The organism is Lentzea sp. NEAU-D7, from assembly GCF_026242055.1.
Taxonomy (GTDB): Bacteria; Actinomycetota; Actinomycetes; order Mycobacteriales; family Pseudonocardiaceae; genus Lentzea.
Map to the genome: position 1 here is coordinate 107305 of NZ_JAPJDL010000011.1, position 16682 is coordinate 123986.

A 16682-nucleotide genomic window follows, 5' to 3' on the forward strand; every position below is an offset into this window, starting at 1 on the left:
CCAACCGGGGAAATGTTGGGTGTATCAGGCCATCCCCCACCCGACTCCGTTAAAGAACCTGCTGGATCGGACTGGGCTGCGCGCCGAGGTGCATGGGCATCGAGTGCAGCCCGTAGACGATCGAGAGCTTGCGGAACGACAGGTCGCCCGGCGCGACCGCGAGGCGCATCTCCGGGAACCGCTTGACGAGCGCCGGGTAGGCGATGCGCAGCTCCATCTTCGCGAGCTCGGCGCCGATGCAGCGGTGCGCGCCGTAGCCGAACGCGAGGTGCTGACCCGCGGCGCGCTCCGGCACGATGACGTCGGGGCTCGGGTACGCGCTCGGGTCGCGGTTCGCCTGCGACAGCGAGCACGCCACGATGTCGCCCGCCTTGATCTTCGTGCCGGCGACCTCGATGTCGTGGCGCGCGATCCGCAGGAACGCCACCGACACGACGCTCAGGTGCCGCAGCAGCTCGTCGACCAGCCCGTTCACGGCCTTCTCGTCGCCGAGCGCCTGTTCGCGCAGGGCGGGGTCGCGCAGCAGCGCGAGGGTGCCGAGCGAGATCATGCTCGCCGTCGTCTCGAACCCGCCGGTGAGCAGGCCGTCCGCGAGACCCGCGAGCTCGTCGTCGTCCAGCTCGTCGCCGTGCTTGCGGACGAGTTCGCCGAGCAGCCCGTCGGTCGGGTCCAGCCGCTGGGCCCGCACGAGCTCCCGGAAGTAGACGATCGACTCGGACACGGCCGACAGCGACGTCGTGGCCGCGCCGCCGAGGTCGAACCGCGAGACGCTGCGGCGCTGGAACTCCTCGCGCTGACTCGCGGGCACGCCCAGCAGCTCGCAGATGGTGAGCGCCGGCACGGTCATCGCGAAGTGCTCGACGAGGTCGACGGGACCGTCCTTCATGGACATGAGGTCGAGCTGGTCGGCCACGATCGCCTCGATCCGCGGCACGAGCCGGGAGAGGCGGCGCATGGTGAACTCCGGCGTCAGCACCTTGCGCAGCCGCGTGTGCTCGGGCGGGTCGCTGAACCCCAGTCCGCCCGGCGCCTCGTCCGAGAACAGGCCGAGCTCGCGCAGGTGCCCGAAGTCGTTGCTGAACGCCTCGGAGTCCACGAGCACCTGCTTGGACGCCTCGTAGCCCGTCACCAGCCACACCGTCACCGGCAGCGGCAGCCGCGTCACCGGACCGTGGGCCTGCATCCGCGCCAGCTCGGGCACGGGGTCCAGGCCGTTGCGCCGCAGCGGGGCGAGCACGCGCGACGGCACGAACCAGGACGACTCGAGGTCGAACCCGGTCTTGCTGAGGTGCGCGAGGAACCGCTTCCCCATCCACTCGGTGACGCGCGACCGGACGTCGGTCGCTGACTGCAGAACTTCCCACATGACGCGGCTGTCCCTCCGGCGGAAAGGGGTTACGGGTTGATGATGACCAACGGAACGGACAATAACGACGTGACCGCCCGCACGCGTCATACCTGGGCCTAACGCGCCGTCATACTTTGGTCCAGACGTCGATCAGAACCAGCGCGGACAAATGCGCAGGGCGTTCGGAACGGAACAGAGCGTCAGCATTGACGACGAATCCGCGTGCCTGGACCTGCCCGACGCGGACGAGCGTACTTGGCGCGATTCTTCCCGGGCGGATCGAGCCCTGGTCCCGGACGTCCGCCAGGCGGTGCGGCCTCGGCAGCACGCCACAGTGGACCGGGCGAAAGCGGCCGGGCGCGCACGCGCTCTCTGGCAGGGTCTGCGCGGTGACGAGTGCAGAGGACTTCGACCGCTGGTACGCCGATCGGGCCGCCTCACCGCTGGCCGACGACCTGGTGCGGCGGACGCTCGGCCTCCCGCCGGGCCTCGAGTCGACCAGCCTGCTGGGCGGCGCGGGCCTCGACGAGGTCGTGCCGGCGCTGCGCCTCGCGGAGGGCCGGGTGCTGCTGGACCTCGCGTGCGGCCGGGGCGGGTACGGACTGGAGATCGCGCGCCGCACCGGGTGCCGGCTGGTCGGCGTGGACTTCTCCGCCGTGGCCGTCGGGCAGGCCAGGCAGCGCAGCGACGGCGGCGACTTCCGGCTCGGCACGCTGACCGCCACCGGCCTGAGTGCGGGCTCCGTGGACGCGGTGCTGGTCGTCGACTCCCTGCAGTTCGCGGAGTCCAAGCCGGACGCGCTGCGCGAGTGCCTGCGCGTCCTGCGGCCAGGCGGACGGCTCGTCGTCACCTGCTGGCAGGCGGCCGAGCCCGGGGACGAGCGCGTCTGGCGCCGCATCCGCGAGATCGACCTCGCCCGCCAGCTCCCCGAGGCCGGGTTCACCGACGTCGAGGTGGCCGACCGGCCGGAGTGGCGGGAGCGGGAGAGGCGGATGTGGGAGGGGGCCCTCGCCACCGACGCACCCGGCGACCCCGCGGTGGAGTCCCTGCGGAAGGAGGCGCGGAGCGTCCTGGAGACCTTCGACCACAAGCGCCGCGTCCTCGCGACCGCGACCCGGCCCCGCTGATCAGTGGCAGTGGCCCTGCCGCCCCAGGGTCCGCACGGGCGTCGCGCCCGGCCGGGTCCACTGCGGCACGGGCCTGCTGTCCTCGCCCCAGCTGGAGTCGCCGTCGGCGTTCGTCCGCCAGAACCACCCCGCCGGACGTGGCTCGGGCCAGCCCTCCGGGTGCTGCTCCCAGACCTCGCCGCGCCCGCGGACGGTCATGTCGAGCAGCGCCAGCGACCCGTTGACCCGCTCGCAGCCGCGCGCGGTCGTGGAGTAGGTGAGGAACGTGCGGTCGCCGTCGCGCAGGTAGCTGGTCAGGTATCCCATGTCGCCACCGGCGGGACCGTCCACTCCGCGCACGGAGTACCACGGCTGGGTGTAGCCCATGAACTCCACGAACGGCGCCACCTCGTCCCACGCGCCGGTGGTCAGCATCGCGAACGACACCCCGCGCGCGTTGAGGTAGGCGGCGTTGTCGAAGTGCCACGGCACGTGGGTGCAGCCCTCGCACTGGCCCTGGTGCGGTGCGCCGTCCCACCACATGTGCTTGTAGACGACGAGCTCGTCGCGTCCCTGGAACAGCTCCACGAACGGCACCGGCCCCTCGGCGCCGACGACCTCGACCTTGCCGTCGAACTCGACCATCGGCAGCTTCCGGCGTTCGGCCGCGATGGCGTCGCCCTCGCGGGTGTGGGCCTTCTCGCGGACCAGCAGCGCGTCGCGGGCCTGCTGCCAGGTGGCGAGGTCGGCGACGGGCGGGCGTCCGGTCATGATCAGTCCTCCGTGGTGTGCGGTGAGTCCTTGCACAACCACGTCGAAGCTAGTTCCGCGGGTTCGACATCACACGCCGCGTGACGTTGTCGTCCAGCCAGAGTTCTCCCGGACGGCACGGCAGCGGGTCGTGGCGGAAGTAGCGCTCCCACTGCCCGCCCGTCCTCGGCAGGTACGGCGGCTTGTCGTTCGCCAGCCAGAGCCACAGCTCGGCCGAGATCGGCACGCGCGTGCCCGGCACGGGCCAGGGCTCGCCGGTCTGCGGATGCCGGGGCACCATCAGAAGATCGGCCTGAGCGCGAAGGCCCGGCCCGGCCAGCGCCAGGGTCCGGGGAGGTGGCCCCGGCGGCCGCCACGCGTCGAGATGGCTCTGGAACAGGTCGTGGACAGGTCCTTCCGCGGCGAGCACGGGCGCGTTCCGCGCCGCGAGGAGCACGCCCGCGAGCGCGGCCCCGGCCGCGATCCCCACCCGTCTGGGCCACCACAGCTCGCCCTCGGTCAGCGGCACGCTGTCCCAGCCGAACGCCTCCCACGGCCGCACCGGATCCGGCTCACCAGTGGCCCGGACCGCGCCGGGTTCGAACCGCACCACCTGCCACCACGAACAGTCGTCGACCCGTGTCGCGACCGGCTGCCCGCACGCGCAGGCGAGGTTCGGGTCAGAGCCGTTCACGCCACAGCACCAGCCCTCGGGGTGTTCGTCCACCCAGAACAGGCCTCGCACGTCCCCAGGCCCGACGAGGAAGTCGCCCTGTGCGGCGTAGGTGCCCGGCGGGAGGAGCGACGGCGTGAATTCGGTGCTGTTCGCCCACGCGTGGTGCTCGTGGTCGGGCCGGTCGACCTGGCTGAGCGGAACGGTCAGCGCCGCACCGCACGCCACGCACTCGAACACCACCATGACAACCCCCGGACCATCATCCGGAGCCTGTCCAGCGAGTTAGGCCGATCTGCGCACCTCGCCAGCGGTGCCGCAGCCACCGGTCGTGGCTCGCGAGCACGATCGCGCCCGGACCCGGCCCCAGCGCGTCCTCCAGCTCGTCGCACAGCGTCGGCGACAGGTGGTTGGTCGGCTCGTCGAGGAGCAGCAGGTGCGGTGGGTCCGCCACGAGCAGCGCCAGCGCGAGGCGCCGCCGCTGGCCCACCGACAACGCGCCGACCGGCTTGCCCAGGTCCCACTTGTGCAGCAGTCCCAACGACTCCAGCGGCACCTGCGCGATGCGTTCGGCACCGAGCGCGCGGCCATAGGTGGCTCGTGCGGTGAGCCGGGGGTTCGCGAACGACGTGTCCTGGTCGAGCAGTCCAGCGCGGACGCCGGCCTGCCGCCGCACGCCCCCGGACGGGAGGCGGCCGGCCAGCACGTGCAGCAACGTCGACTTGCCCGCGCCGTTCGGGCCGGTCACGAGCAGGCGGTCGCCGTCGCGCACGTCGAGGAGGTCGAGCGCGAGGCGGCCGGGCACCCGGACCTTCCGCAACGACACCAGGTCCTCGGCCGGCAGCGCCACCGTGTCCGGCGCGAACCGCAGCGGGCGCGGGGGAGCGGGCACGGCGTGGCGTTCCAGGTCCTCCAGGCGCCGGGTGGCGTTGCGGACGCGGCGGGAGATCTGGCTCTGCACGCGGTTCGCCCGCACGCCGTAGCCCATCTTGTCGCTGTCGCGCATGGCCCGGTTCGGCGCGACGCGGCCCGCGATCAGGCCGAGCGAGTCGCGGACGGCGGCCAGCTCCTCCTGCTCCTCGGCGTAGCGGCGTTCCCAGCGGTCGCGGTCGGCGCGTTTCTGCCGCAGGTACTCGCTGTAGGTGCCGCCGAACCGCACCGGCCCGTCCACCGCCGGATCGAGGTCGATCAGGTCGGTGCACACCGCGTCGAGGAACGCCCTGTCGTGGCTCGCCAGCACGACTATGCCGGGCAGTGCTCGCAGCTGCTCCTCCAGGAACGCGGCCGCGGCGTCGTCCAGGTGGTTCGTGGGCTCGTCCAGCAGCAACGCCGCCGGCCGCCGGATCACCAGCGCGGCCAGGTCGAGACGGCGCCGCTGACCGCCGGACAACGACCCGAGCGCGCGGTCGTGAGCCACCTCGCCGAGCCCGAGTCCGTCGAGGACGACGGCGGCCCGGCGGTCCGCGTCCCAGGCCTCGTGCCGCTGCGCGAGCTCCAGCCGTTCCGAGTACTCCTCCAGGTACGCGGGATCGGCGACCAGCGCGCCCAGCCGTTCCAGCTCGGCCAGGTCCTCCCGTGCCTCGGCGAGCGCGTCGTCGAGGACCTGGGCGACGGTCGCCGAGTCCGGGAACGGCATCTCCTGGTGCAGGAAACCCAGGTCCGCCGGCCGGGTGACGGAGCCGCCGTCGGGCTGGTCGGCGCCCGCCAGCAGCCGCAGCAACGTCGACTTGCCCGCGCCGTTCTCGCCGATCAGCCCGATGCGCCGGCCGGGCGCCGCGGTCAGCGACACCCCGTCGAGCACGCGCCGGCCACCGAACCCGCGCACCAGCTCGGTGGCGACCAGTGCCTCAGCCACCTGCGACCTCCAGCAGCCTGCCGCCCTCCAGGCGCAGCCGGCGGTCGATCCTCACCTCGCTCAGGAACCGTTCGTCGTGGCTGACGACGACGAACGCGCCCCGGTACGCGTTCAGCGCGCTCTCCAGCTGGCCGGCGCTGACCAGGTCGAGGTTGTTCGTCGGTTCGTCCAGCAACAGCAGCTGCGGCGCGGGTTCGGCGAACAGGACGCACGCCAGCGTGGCGCGCAGCCGCTCGCCGCCCGACAGCACCCCGACCGGCAGGTGCGCGCGGGCACCGCGGAACAGGAAGCGCGCCAGCAGGTTCATCCGCTCGGCAGGGGGCATCGCCGGGGCGAACGCGGCCAGGTTCTCCGCCACCGTGCGGGAGTCGTCGAGCAGGTCGAGCCGCTGGGACAGGTAGGCGACCCGGCCGTCGGCCCGCTTCACCTCACCGCTGTCCGGCGTCAGCGAACCGTGGACCACCCGCAGCAGCGTGGACTTGCCGGCGCCGTTCGGGGCGGCGAGCGCGATGCGTTCCGGTCCCCGGACGGCGAAGTCCAGGCCGGAGAACAGGTCCCGCACCCGGATGTCCGCGCCGAGGAACAGCGTGCGGCCCGCCGGCACCGCCGTCTGCGGCAGCTCCAGACTGATCCTCTGCTCGTCCTTCAACGCGCGTTCGGCCTGGTCGAGCTTCGAACGGGCCGCGCCGAGCCGGGCCGCGTGCGTGCCGTCCGCCTTGGCCGCCGACACCTCCGCGTTGCGCTTCATGTTGCCCGCGAAGATCTTCGGCAGTCCCGCGTTCGAGAGGTTGCGCTGTGCGGTGGACGCCCGGCGGGCGGCACGTTCGCGGGCCTGCTGCATCTCCCGCTTCTCGCGCTTGACCTCCTGCTCGGCGCTGCGGACGTTCTTCTCGGCCGCCTCGCGCTCGGCCGCCACCGCGTCCTCGTAGGACGAGAAGTTCCCGCCGTGGAAGCGGATCTCGCCGCCGTCGAGCTCGGCGATCCGGTCCATCCGGTCGAGCAGCGCCCGGTCGTGGCTCACCACGAGCAGGCACCCGCGCCAGTCGTCCAGCACCTCGTAGAGGCGGTGCCGGGCGTCCAGGTCGAGGTTGTTGGTCGGCTCGTCGAGCAGCAGCACGTCCGGCTGCTTCAGCAACTGGGCCGCGAGCCCGAGCGAGATGACCTGCCCGCCGCTCAGCGTGCCGAGCACCCGGTCGAGCGCGAGGTCGCCGAGGCCGAGCCGGTCGAGCTGGGCGCGCGTGCGTTCCTCCAGGTCCCAGTCGGTGCCGATGGTGGTGAAGTGCTCCTCGGCGACGTCACCGGACTCGACGGCCGCGATGGCGCGCAGCACGTCCGCGACCCCGAGCACCTCGGCCACGGTCAGCCCGGCGGTGAGCGGCAGGTCCTGCGGGAGGTAGCCGAGGACGCCTTCGACGGTCACGCTGCCCTCGGACGGCGTGAGCGCGCCCGCGACGAGCTTGAGCAGCGTCGACTTGCCGGCACCGTTCGGGGCGACGAGACCGGTGCGCCCGCCCGGCACCGAGACGGACAGGCCGTCGAACACGGGGGTGTCGTCCGGCCAGGAGAAGGACAGGGAGGACACGACGATGAATGCGTCGGACATGGGTGTGAGACCTCTGAGACGTACCGCGCGCGGAACGATCGCGCGTGTGGAAAAAGGGGACGACTGAACGGCCATCGGCGATCGATGGCCTGTCACATCCAGGGCTCACCCTGAGATGTCGTCTTCACCCACCAGCACGTCGAGCTCCTCATCGAGGGCGGTTGATCTCACTTCCACAGTAGCAGCGTGGTGCAGGGCCCGCAGATAGGGTTTCGGCATGACGGTTCTCGAGTTGCTGCGCGAGCGCAGGCGGCAGCAAAGCGTTCCAGGACAACGGAACGACGACGCGCGGCTCGTCCTGCTGGTCGAGGGCGGCAGCTCGCGCGGCGTCTACTCCAGCGGGATGACCGTCGCGATCGAACGGCTCGGGCTGCTGCCGCTGTTCGACGCCGTCTACGGCAGCTCGGCGGGATCGCTGAACGCGGCCTGGCTGCTGTGCGGCCGGGCGGACAGGAGCAAGCACGCCTGGTGGGACCCGGCCGTCATGCGCACCACCATCAACCCGAGGCGCGCGTTCACCCGGCGGCCTGTCGTGGACACCCACCACCTCGTCCACACCGTCTACACGGAGGTCCACCCGATGGGCTTCCAGGAGATCCTCGACAACCCCGTCGAGTTCCACCCGATGGCGACGGACGGTCTCACCGGCGAGGCGACCGACCTGCACGGCCACGTCCGCGACACCCCGAGCCTGCAGACCGCGCTGCGGGCGTCGACCGCGATGCCGTTCCTCGCGGGCGACCCCGTGATGATCGACGGCCGCCCGTACGTCGACGCCGGGCTGAGCGAGACGATTCCCGTGAGGACGGCTCTCGCGCAGGGCGCCACGCACGTCGTCGCGCTGCGCACGCGGCGCGAGGACGAGTTCCTGGGCGTGCCGCCGTCCCGCGGGGAACGCTTCGTGCTGTCGCGGTGGTTCGCCCGCCACGCGCCGGGCGTCGTGACGGCCTGGTTGCGGCGCGAGGACATCAGGGCGCTGGACGAGCAGCTCCTCGCGTCCCACCCCGCCTGCCTGCAGATCCGGCCGCCGCTCGGCAGCGCGACGATCGGCCGCACCGAACGGCGCCCGCGCGTGATGCAGGCCGCCCTCGACGTCGGCGTGGAGGCGGCGATGAAGGACCTGGCGGGCTGTCTCGTGTCCTGACCCTCGTGGACGGCGGCCCGGCTCGGTCCGCTGGGCACGAGGAAACCCCGCTGTGGTGCGGAAGACCGTCTTCGGCGGTCGAGCGGTTACCTTGAGCGCGTGGACTTCGACGAGTACCGGAAGTACGACGCCACCGGGCTGGCCCGGCTCGTCGCGGACAGGCAGGTGTCCGCGGCCGAACTCCTCGCGGTGGCGAGGGAACGCGCCGCGGAGGTCAACCCCCGGCTCAACGCGATCGTGCGGGAGGTCCCGGCCGAACCGTCCGGCGACCTCACCGGCCCGTTCGCCGGCGTGCCGTTCCTGATCAAGGACCTCGGCCAGGACTACGCGGGCCTGCCGACCTCGAACGGGTCGCGCTCGCTGAAGGCGCTGAAGGCCGCCGCGCACTCGACCGTCGTCCAGCGCTGGATCGACGCGGGCCTGGTGATCTTCGGCAAGACCAACCTGCCGGAGTTCGGTGCCAAGGCGATCAGCGAGCCGGCCGTCTGGGGCCCGGCGCGCAATCCGTGGGACCTGGAACGGACCCCCGGCGGTTCTTCCGGCGGTTCGGCGGCCGCGGTCGCCGCCGGGATCGTGCCCTGCGCGGGCGCGAACGACGGGGGTGGCTCGACCCGGATCCCGGCGGCCTGCTGCGGGCTCGTCGGGCTGAAGCCGGGACGCGGCCTCACGCCGTTCGGGCCCGACACCGCCGAGATGATGCACGGAGCGGCGGTGCAGGGCGTCGTCTCGCGCACGGTCCGCGACACGGCCGCGATGCTCGACGTCATCTGCGGTGGTGAGCCGGCCGGGCCTTACTCGCCCGCGATGCCGCCGGAGTCGTTCCTCTCCTACGTCGGCCAGGCTCCCGGCTCGCTCCGGATCGGCGTGCGGGTGCCGTCGGCGATCAACCCGGACCCGCATCCCGAGGCGGTCGCGGCCGTCGCGGCGGCCGTCCGCGTGCTCACCGGCCTCGGCCACCACGTCGAGGAGCTGCCGCGGGCGCCGTTCGACGACGCGGTGCTGGCCAAGGACTTCCTGCTGACGTGGTTCGTGAACCTCGCGTGGAAGGTCGCCGACGCGAAGCGCCTGACCGGGGCGCCGGACAGCGCGTTCGAACGCGACACGCTGCTCATGGCCGCCCTGGGACGGGCCACGAGCAGCGTCGACTACGTGGACGCCGTGCAGCGGCGGCACGAGCACACCCGCCGGCTCAGCACCTACTTCGAGTCCTACGACCTGCTGCTGACGCCGACGCTCGCGACCCCGCCGCCGAAGGTCGGCCAATTCGACCTGCCGGTGTCGCTGCAGAGGGCGACCGACGTGCTGCTCAGGACCGGTACGGCCCGGTTCCTCAAGCACACGAAGATCGTCGACGACATGATCTCCGAGAACCTCGGCTGGGTGCCGTACACGCAGCTCGCGAACATCACCGGCCGCCCCGCGCTCTCGTTGCCGCTGCACTGGACGGCGGACGGGCTGCCGCTCGGCGTCCAGTTCGTCGCGCCGCTCCAGGGGGAGGCGTTGCTGATCAAGCTCGCGGCACAGCTGGAGGAGGCGCTGCCGTGGTCCGATCGCATGCCGGTCATGAACTGAGGAAGCGCAGCAGCTCGGTCGTGACGAACCGCGGGTTCTCCTCGACCAGCCAATGTCCCGCCTTGGGGACGTCGAGCGCGCGCACGATGTTCGTCATCCGCGGTGCGGCCGTGCCCTTGATCGCCTCGGCTTGGCCCTCCGCGGCCATGACCAGGGCCGGGGCCTGGACCGGCCGGGCGGCCTCGGTGTCGCGGACGTCCTGGTCGAGCGCGCGGTACAGCTCGAAGCCGTTGGAGAGGGCCGCGCCGTAGGTGCGCGCGTACTCGTCGATCTCGTCGTCCGCGAACGGGGACGTCGTCGACGTGCCGCCGAACGCGCTGCCCTGGTAGGAGACCTGCGGGTAGAAGAGCTCGAGGTAGTCGCGCACGTCGTTCTGGACGATCGCCTCGGGAACCCGGGGCTGGGAGTGGAACGCGATGTGCCAGCTGAGCGTGCGGTAGGTGCGCGCGTCGATCGCCGGGCCCGGTAGCGGCAGGTCGAGGTAGCCCAGACGGGCGGTGTCCCCCGGGAACTGGCTGGCGTACTGGAACGCGACGGCCGCGCCGAGGTCGTGCCCGACGACGGAGGCGTCGCGAAGACCGAGCTTGCTGGTCAGCGCGTGGACGTACCGCGCGAGCGTGGCCTTGTCGTAGCCCTTGGGCTTGCCGGTGCTGTCGCCCAGTCCGGGCAGGTCCAGCGCGTAGACGGTGTGGCGTTCGGCGAGCGCGGGCATGATCGGCCACCAGCCGTACCAGGTCTGCGGCCAGCCGTGGATGAGCACGACCGGGCTGCCGCTGCCTCCGGTCACGTAGTGCATGCGCATGCCGTCGACGTCGGCGAACTCGTGCCGGAAGGTCTTCTGGAAAGCCGGGTCGTTCTGGGTGGCGGTGGCGTACGCCGGGGTCTGCTGGGGCGTGGCACAGGCCGTGATCAGGAGCAGCAAGGCGAGCACTAGGCGTTTCATGCGGCCAGCTTGGGCTGCGGTTGCTGGATCTGGCACGAAAACTTGCCAGTGTGGCAAGCTCGGACCCGTGAACCGCGAAACCGAAGACGTTCTCGACGGGGTGGGCGCGCGGCTGCGGACGTTGCGCCGGCACCGGGGCATCACGCTCGCCGACCTCGCGACGACCACGGGAATCTCGGAGAGCACCCTGTCCCGGCTGGAGAGCGGGCAGCGCCGGGCGACCCTGGAGCTGCTGCTGCCGCTGTCGCGCGTCTACGACGTGCCGCTGGACGACCTCGTCGGCGCCCCGCGGACCGGTGATCCGCGCATCCACCTCAAGCCGATCCACAAGTACGGCATGACGTTCGTGCCGTTGTCGCGGCGGCCGGGCGGGGTGCAGTCGTTCAAGATGCTCATCCCGGCCGTGCCGGAACCGCTGGAGCCGACGCTGCAGACGCACGACGGGTTCGAGTGGCTCTACGTCCTCAACGGACGGTTGCGGCTGGTGCTCGACGACCTCGACCTGACGTTGCCGCCCGGTGAGGCCGCCGAGTTCGACACCTCGAAGCCGCACTGGCTGGGCAGCGCGGACGGCGGCGCGGTCGAACTGCTGATCCTGTTTGACCCCCAGGGGGTGCGCACGCACGTCCACGCCGACCGGATCAGCTCCGGTTGACCCGCACCATCGCGACCACGCTGACCAACGTCACGACCGCGACGACGATCCAGTAGCCGATGGCCATGGACGTCGCTCCGACGACACCGGCGAACAGTCCCGCGATGATCGCCGAGCTGCCCATCGCGAGGTAGCCGACGAAGAAGATCGCGGTGAACAGCCCGGCGCGTTCGTGCGGTGCGACCTCGGGCACGAGCCCGCGCGTGGTGCCGGCGAACGACGCGCCGATCCCGGCGCCACCCACGACCGCCGCGGCCCAGAGCAGGGGAAGCGACGTGGCGCCGATGCTGCCGACGAACAGCACGGCTCCGGCGACCATCGCGATCGTGCCGCCGAGCCGCAGCCTCGGTGCCTTGACACCGCTGGAGAACGCGGAGGCCACTGTGGACGCTCCGAGCGCGACGAAGGCGAGCAGCGACCCGACGATCGGGCTCTGCACGGCGAACACCGCGACCAGCAGCGCGGGCACGAGTCCCATGAACGCCGTCATCGTCATGAACCCGCCGACGATGCCCGGAACCGACGTCCAGTAGAGCCTGCGCACCTGGGCGGGCAGGGAGATGCGGGGGTTCAGCGAGGCCAGGGCGCCCGGCTTGCGGGTCGCGGTCTCCGGCGTGAAGACCGCGAAGACGGTCCCGGCCGCCATGACCACGGCGAGCACCAGCCACACCTCGAACGTCGCGTCGGAGGCGAACTCCGCCAGCAGACCCGCGAAGAGCGCGCCGATCGCCAGTCCGCCGAGCGGCGCCATGCTGGTCATCTGGGCGCCGAGCTTCTTGTACCGCTCGGGCGCCAGCTCGACGACGGCGGCACTGAGCGCGCTGGAGGCCGCACCGGTCGCGACACCCTGCACGACCCGTGCCGCGATGACCCAGCCGATGCTCGGCGCGACCAGGAACATCACCATCGCGACGAGGTCGACGGCCAGCGCGGCGATCATCAGCGGCCGCCGTCCCACGTAGTCCGACAGCGACCCGATCACCAGGATCGAGACCAGCAGCGAGAAGGCGTAGATGCCGAACGCGAGGGTCAGCACCCACGGCGCGAACCCCCATTGCTGCTGGTAGATCGGCAGCAACGGCGTCGGCGCGCCGGCCGCCACGAGGATCGCGACCATCGCGGCCGAGATGCCCGCGAAACCGGCACCGCGGGACAGGAACGGGCGCCGCACGGCCGTGTCGGTGCGATCGAGCAGTGCGGTCATCGCACTTCCTTCGAGTTCGGGAGCAGGTTGCGACGACGGTAAGGCTTGATGCTTCGTTTTTGCAAGTGAACTTTGTGTTGCGTAGTTGGCTGCGCTTGCGCAAGCTTGCTATGGTTCGGCTGTGAAGCGACGTGATTTCGGCCAGTACTGCGGCCTCGCCCGCGCGCTGGAACTGGTCGGCGAGCGGTGGGCGTTGCTGATCGTGCGCAACCTCATGGTGCGGCCGCGCCGCTACACGGAACTGCAGACGGGCCTCGCGGGCATCCCGACGAACGTGCTGGCCACGCGCCTCAAGGAGCTGGAACAGGCGGGCATCGTCGAGCGCCAGGTAGCCCCGGCGCCCGCCCGCGGAGTCGTCTACGCGCTGACCCCCGTCGGCCAGTCGCTGGAGCCGGCTCTGCTGTCGCTGGCCCGCTGGGGCGCGACGCAACTGGGCGAGCCGCAGAAGAACGACGTCGTCACCCCCGAGGGCATGGTGCTGAACCTCCGCGCCGTCTTCCAGCCGGAACAGGCAACCGGGCTGACGGCGTCGTGGGAGATCCACGTCCGCGACGTGGTGGTGCACGCGGTGGTGACCGACGGCGCGTTGCTCACCGGCCTGGGCCCCGCACCGGCGGGCCCCGACCTGACCATCACCGTGGAACTCGCCGACGACGACCTGGCGTCCTACCGCGCGATCGTCAGCGCGATGCGGGACGGCACGGTCGGGCTGGCCGGGGATCCCGCACTGCTCGGGACGTTCCTGCGCGTGTTCACCGTCCCGCGCGCGGCCTGAGCGCCACCGAGCCCGCCAGGAGCAGTCCGGCGGCGATCAGCAGGGCGTGTGGGGTGAGCAGGCCTGCTGTGAGCAGCGCGAGAGCCGTTAGGTGAGCGGGCCAGGTTCGGGTGCGGCGGGGGGTCATCGGGCGCCTCCCGTGGGGTTGAGGGCGTCTGGCTCCACGATCCGTCACCTCGGGCTGGTGGGGCGATCCGTCGTGGCACTCAACCGGGGTGCTGTCCGGGGCAGCCGAGGTGTGGCGTCGTGGGTGTCACCGCCCACCGGTTCTGGGTTGCGCGGCTGGCCGGTGCCGCGCAGCTCGGTGTCTTGCAGCTCGGTGTCTTGTCGCATCGCCTGGGGTTGCGCGACCGATCCGCGCCGCCCAGCGACGCCTCGTCGCACCGGCTGTGGTCGCGCAGCTGGCTCGGTCACCTAGCGCGTTGCCTTGTCGCATTGCCTGTGGTCGCGTCGCTGACCCGCGCCGTTGCCTCGTCGCATCGGCGCTGGTCGCGCGGCCGAACCGTGCCACCCAACACCCTCACCTCGCCGCGCCACCCACACGGCCGCGCCACCTACTACTGCCGCCGTGCCACCCGCCGCCGCGCCGCCCACACGGCCGTGCCATCCACACGGCCGCGCCACCTACTACTGCCGCCGTGCCACCCGCCGCCGCGCCGCCCACACGGCCGTGCCATCCACACGGCCGCGCCACCCACTACTGCTGCCACGCCACGCCACCGCCGTACCGCCACGCCACGGCCGCCTCGCCACGGCCGCCTCGCCACGGCCGCCTCGCCACGGCCGCCTCGCCGGGCGCGACCCACGTCACTCCACCCGGCGTGACGGTCCCCACCAGAACCCCACCCGCAGCCCGCCGACCGGCGCACCCGCCCGGCCCCCGCGAACATGGGTGTTGCCACGGATGGACACGTGGTGCCCCCACCCGTCAGCCTCGCAGGCGTGGCGGGAAGTGATCACGGAGAGGCGGCGCGCGTGTCGTTGTTCGGGCGGATCTTCCTGCTCAACGCCCTGGTCCTGCTGATCGCGGCCGCGTTGCTGGTGTTCGGGCCCGCGACCGTGTCGACGCCGGCGCCGTTGCGCGAGGTGCTGGTGCTGGGGGCCGGGCTGGTGGTGATGCTGATCGCGAACGCCGTGCTGATCCGGGTGGGGCTGGCGCCGCTCGGGCGGCTCACGCGGGCGATGACCACGATCGACCTGCTCAAGCCCGGGCCTCGGTTGCGGGCGGCGGGGCACGGGGAGATCGCTGAGCTGATCACCACGTTCAACAGCATGATCGACCGGCTGGAGACCGAGCGCGGGTACAGCTCGGCCATCGCGCTGTCGGCGCAGGAGTCCGAGCGGCGGCGGGTGGCGCAGGAGCTGCACGACGAGGTGGGGCAGTCGCTGACGGCGGTGTTGCTGAGTCTCAAGCGGGTGGCGGACCAGTCGCCGCAGGAGACGCGCGAGGAACTGCTCCAGGTGCAGGAGACCACGCGCAGCACGCTCGACGAGATCCGCCGCATCGCGCGGCGGCTCCGGCCTGGTGTGCTGGAGGAGCTGGGACTGGTCAGCGCGCTCAAGGCGCTCACGCGGGAGATCGGTGACCCGGCCGGCCTCACGATCAAGCGGTCGTTCGACAAGAACCTGCCCGCGCTCGACGCCGAGACCGAACTGGTCGTCTACCGCGTCGCGCAGGAAGGGCTCACCAACACCGTCCGGCACGCGCGGGCCGACCAGATCGAGCTCGCCCTGACGGCCCGTCCGTCCGAAGTGGAGCTGCTGCTGCGCGACAACGGGCGGGGGATCGGCGACGGCCAGGAAGGGGCGGGCATCCGCGGCATGCGGGAACGGGCGCTGCTGGTCGGCGCCGACCTGACCGTCGGGCCGGCGCTGCCGGGCACCGAGGTCAGGCTGGTGGTCAAGGCCAAGGGGGAGGGCGGATGACCGTGCGCATCCTGCTCGCGGACGACCACGCGCTGGTCCGCCGCGGCGTCCGGATGATCCTGGACAACGAACCCGACCTGGAGGTCGTCGGTGAGGCGGGCGACGGTGCCGAGGCGATCAGCATGGCGCGCAGGGAGAAGCCGGACCTGGCGATCCTCGACATCGCCATGCCGCGGCTGACCGGGCTGCAGGCCGCGCGCGAGCTCTCGCGCCTCCTGCCGGACCTGCGGATCCTGATGCTGACGATGTACGACAACGAGCAGTACTTCTTCGAGGCGCTCAAGGCGGGCGCCTCCGGGTACGTGCTGAAGTCCGTCGCCGACCGCGACCTGGTGGAGGCCTGCCGCTCGGCCATGCGCGGCGAGCCGTTCCTCTACCCCGGCGCGGTGAACTCGCTGATCCGCAACTACCTCGACCGCGCGGGGGAGGGCGGTGGCCTCCCGGCCAAGGCGATCACCGATCGCGAGGAGGAGATCCTCAAGCTGGTCGCGGAGGGCCATTCCTCCAAGGAGATCGCGGACATGCTCGTGATCAGCGTCAAGACCGTCGAGCGGCACCGGGCCAACCTGCTGCAGAAACTCGGGCTCAGGGACCGCCTCGAACTCACCCGGTACGCGATCCGCGCCGGGCTCGTTGAACCCTAGGAACTCGAGTGAACGTCGAAGTGACGCCCCTGCCCGGCATAGGGGTCAGGCAGGACTTCTCCCTCCGCTCCGGCCGCCGGATCGGCGTGATCTCCTACCGCGACGGCAAGTTCGAGCTCATCATGTCCAAACAGGACGATCCCGACACGACCGTCGCGTCGATCCCGCTCGCGCCGGAGGAGGCGGGCACGCTCGCCGGGCTGCTCGGGGCGCCGCAGCTCGTCTCGAAGCTTGCCAGGCAGCACGCCGACATCACCGGGATCACGACCCGCCAGCTGCCGGTCACGGCGTTCTCCAGCCGCACGCTCGGCGACACGGCGCTGCGCACCCGCACCGGCGCCTCCGTCGTCGCGGTCGTGCGCGCGGGCAACGCGCATCCGTCGCCCGGCCCCGAGTTCCTGTTCGAGAACGGCGACCTCGCGGTCGTCGTCGGCACCTCGGACGGTCTCGACGCCGCCGCGGACATCCTGACGGGCGGCTGAGC

At 71.9% G+C, this 16682-nt stretch carries 16 protein-coding genes; 8 read left to right on the forward strand and 8 right to left on the reverse strand.

Annotated features, from left to right (window positions below; all coding sequences use genetic code 11):
• Nucleotides 1–49: 49 nt before the first annotated feature.
• Nucleotides 50–1366: a cytochrome P450 gene (locus ORI60_RS22925; protein ID WP_266039917.1), complete on the reverse strand. Its 1317-nt coding sequence runs from the start codon at nt 1364–1366 to the stop codon at nt 50–52.
• 371 nt (nt 1367–1737) lie between these two features.
• On the opposite strand from ORI60_RS22925, the gene ORI60_RS22930 reads away from it, so the two are divergent.
• Nucleotides 1738–2475 carry a class I SAM-dependent methyltransferase gene (locus tag ORI60_RS22930; protein WP_266039918.1) on the forward strand — a complete coding sequence of 246 codons (738 nt, stop codon included), beginning with the start codon at nt 1738–1740 and terminating at the stop codon, nt 2473–2475.
• On the opposite strand, the gene ORI60_RS22935 is transcribed toward ORI60_RS22930, so the two are convergent.
• From ORI60_RS22935 to ORI60_RS22950, 4 genes are read right to left on the reverse strand one after another with little or no spacing between them, the layout of a single operon-like run.
• Nucleotides 2476–3225: a DUF899 family protein gene (locus ORI60_RS22935; protein ID WP_266039919.1), complete on the reverse strand. Its 750-nt coding sequence runs from the start codon at nt 3223–3225 to the stop codon at nt 2476–2478. It abuts the gene before it with no gap.
• 49 nt (nt 3226–3274) lie between these two features.
• Complete coding sequence (locus ORI60_RS22940; RefSeq protein ID WP_266039920.1) at nt 3275–4123, reverse strand: hypothetical protein; 849 nt, start codon at nt 4121–4123, stop codon at nt 3275–3277.
• A gap of 16 nt (nt 4124–4139) precedes the next feature.
• Nucleotides 4140–5732: an ABC-F family ATP-binding cassette domain-containing protein gene (locus ORI60_RS22945; RefSeq protein ID WP_266039922.1), complete on the reverse strand. Its 1593-nt coding sequence runs from the start codon at nt 5730–5732 to the stop codon at nt 4140–4142.
• Entirely contained in the window at nt 5725–7335 is a 1611-nt protein-coding gene (locus tag ORI60_RS22950; RefSeq protein ID WP_266039923.1) for an ABC-F family ATP-binding cassette domain-containing protein, read from the reverse strand. The genes ORI60_RS22945 and ORI60_RS22950 overlap by 8 nt, the downstream gene beginning before the upstream one ends.
• Nucleotides 7336–7552: 217 nt before the next feature.
• Between ORI60_RS22950 and ORI60_RS22955 the strand changes: the two genes are divergently transcribed.
• Complete coding sequence (locus tag ORI60_RS22955) at nt 7553–8479, forward strand: patatin-like phospholipase family protein (protein ID WP_266039924.1); 927 nt, start codon at nt 7553–7555, stop codon at nt 8477–8479.
• A gap of 99 nt (nt 8480–8578) precedes the next feature.
• A complete protein-coding gene (locus tag ORI60_RS22960) occupies nt 8579–10051 on the forward strand; it encodes an amidase (protein ID WP_266039925.1) in 1473 nt (490 codons plus the stop codon).
• Here ORI60_RS22960 and ORI60_RS22965 read toward each other — a convergent pair.
• A complete protein-coding gene (locus ORI60_RS22965) occupies nt 10041–10994 on the reverse strand; it encodes an alpha/beta fold hydrolase (RefSeq protein ID WP_266039926.1) in 954 nt (317 codons plus the stop codon). The two genes, ORI60_RS22960 and ORI60_RS22965, sit on opposite strands and share 11 nt — an antisense overlap.
• Nucleotides 10995–11061: 67 nt before the next feature.
• On the opposite strand from ORI60_RS22965, the gene ORI60_RS22970 reads away from it, so the two are divergent.
• On the forward strand, nt 11062–11649 hold the full coding sequence (locus tag ORI60_RS22970) for an XRE family transcriptional regulator (RefSeq protein WP_030479816.1): 588 nt from the start codon (nt 11062–11064) through the stop codon (nt 11647–11649).
• Here ORI60_RS22970 and ORI60_RS22975 read toward each other — a convergent pair.
• Entirely contained in the window at nt 11636–12853 is a 1218-nt protein-coding gene (locus tag ORI60_RS22975; RefSeq protein ID WP_266039927.1) for an MFS transporter, read from the reverse strand. The genes ORI60_RS22970 and ORI60_RS22975 overlap by 14 nt on opposite strands.
• 121 nt (nt 12854–12974) lie before the next feature.
• Here ORI60_RS22975 and ORI60_RS22980 point away from each other — a divergent pair, with 121 nt between their 5' ends.
• A complete protein-coding gene (locus ORI60_RS22980; RefSeq protein WP_266039928.1) occupies nt 12975–13628 on the forward strand; it encodes a winged helix-turn-helix transcriptional regulator in 654 nt (217 codons plus the stop codon).
• Nucleotides 13629–14325: 697 nt separating this feature from the next.
• On the opposite strand, the gene ORI60_RS22985 is transcribed toward ORI60_RS22980, so the two are convergent.
• Entirely contained in the window at nt 14326–14463 is a 138-nt protein-coding gene (locus ORI60_RS22985; protein ID WP_266036606.1) for a hypothetical protein, read from the reverse strand.
• Nucleotides 14464–14570: 107 nt separating this feature from the next.
• On the opposite strand from ORI60_RS22985, the gene ORI60_RS22990 reads away from it, so the two are divergent.
• Genes ORI60_RS22990 through ORI60_RS23000 form a run of 3 tightly spaced genes read left to right on the forward strand, consistent with a single transcriptional unit; the run spans nt 14571 to nt 16680 of the window.
• Complete coding sequence (locus tag ORI60_RS22990; RefSeq protein WP_266036607.1) at nt 14571–15554, forward strand: histidine kinase; 984 nt, start codon at nt 14571–14573, stop codon at nt 15552–15554.
• The gene (locus tag ORI60_RS22995) at nt 15551–16198 is read left to right on the forward strand and encodes a response regulator (protein WP_266036608.1); all 648 of its coding nucleotides are present in this window, start codon (nt 15551–15553) and stop codon (nt 16196–16198) included. Before ORI60_RS22990 ends, ORI60_RS22995 begins: the two co-directional genes overlap by 4 nt.
• 8 nt (nt 16199–16206) lie before the next feature.
• On the forward strand, nt 16207–16680 hold the full coding sequence (locus ORI60_RS23000; RefSeq protein WP_266036609.1) for a cation:proton antiporter regulatory subunit: 474 nt from the start codon (nt 16207–16209) through the stop codon (nt 16678–16680).
• Nucleotides 16681–16682: the final 2 nt, after the last annotated feature.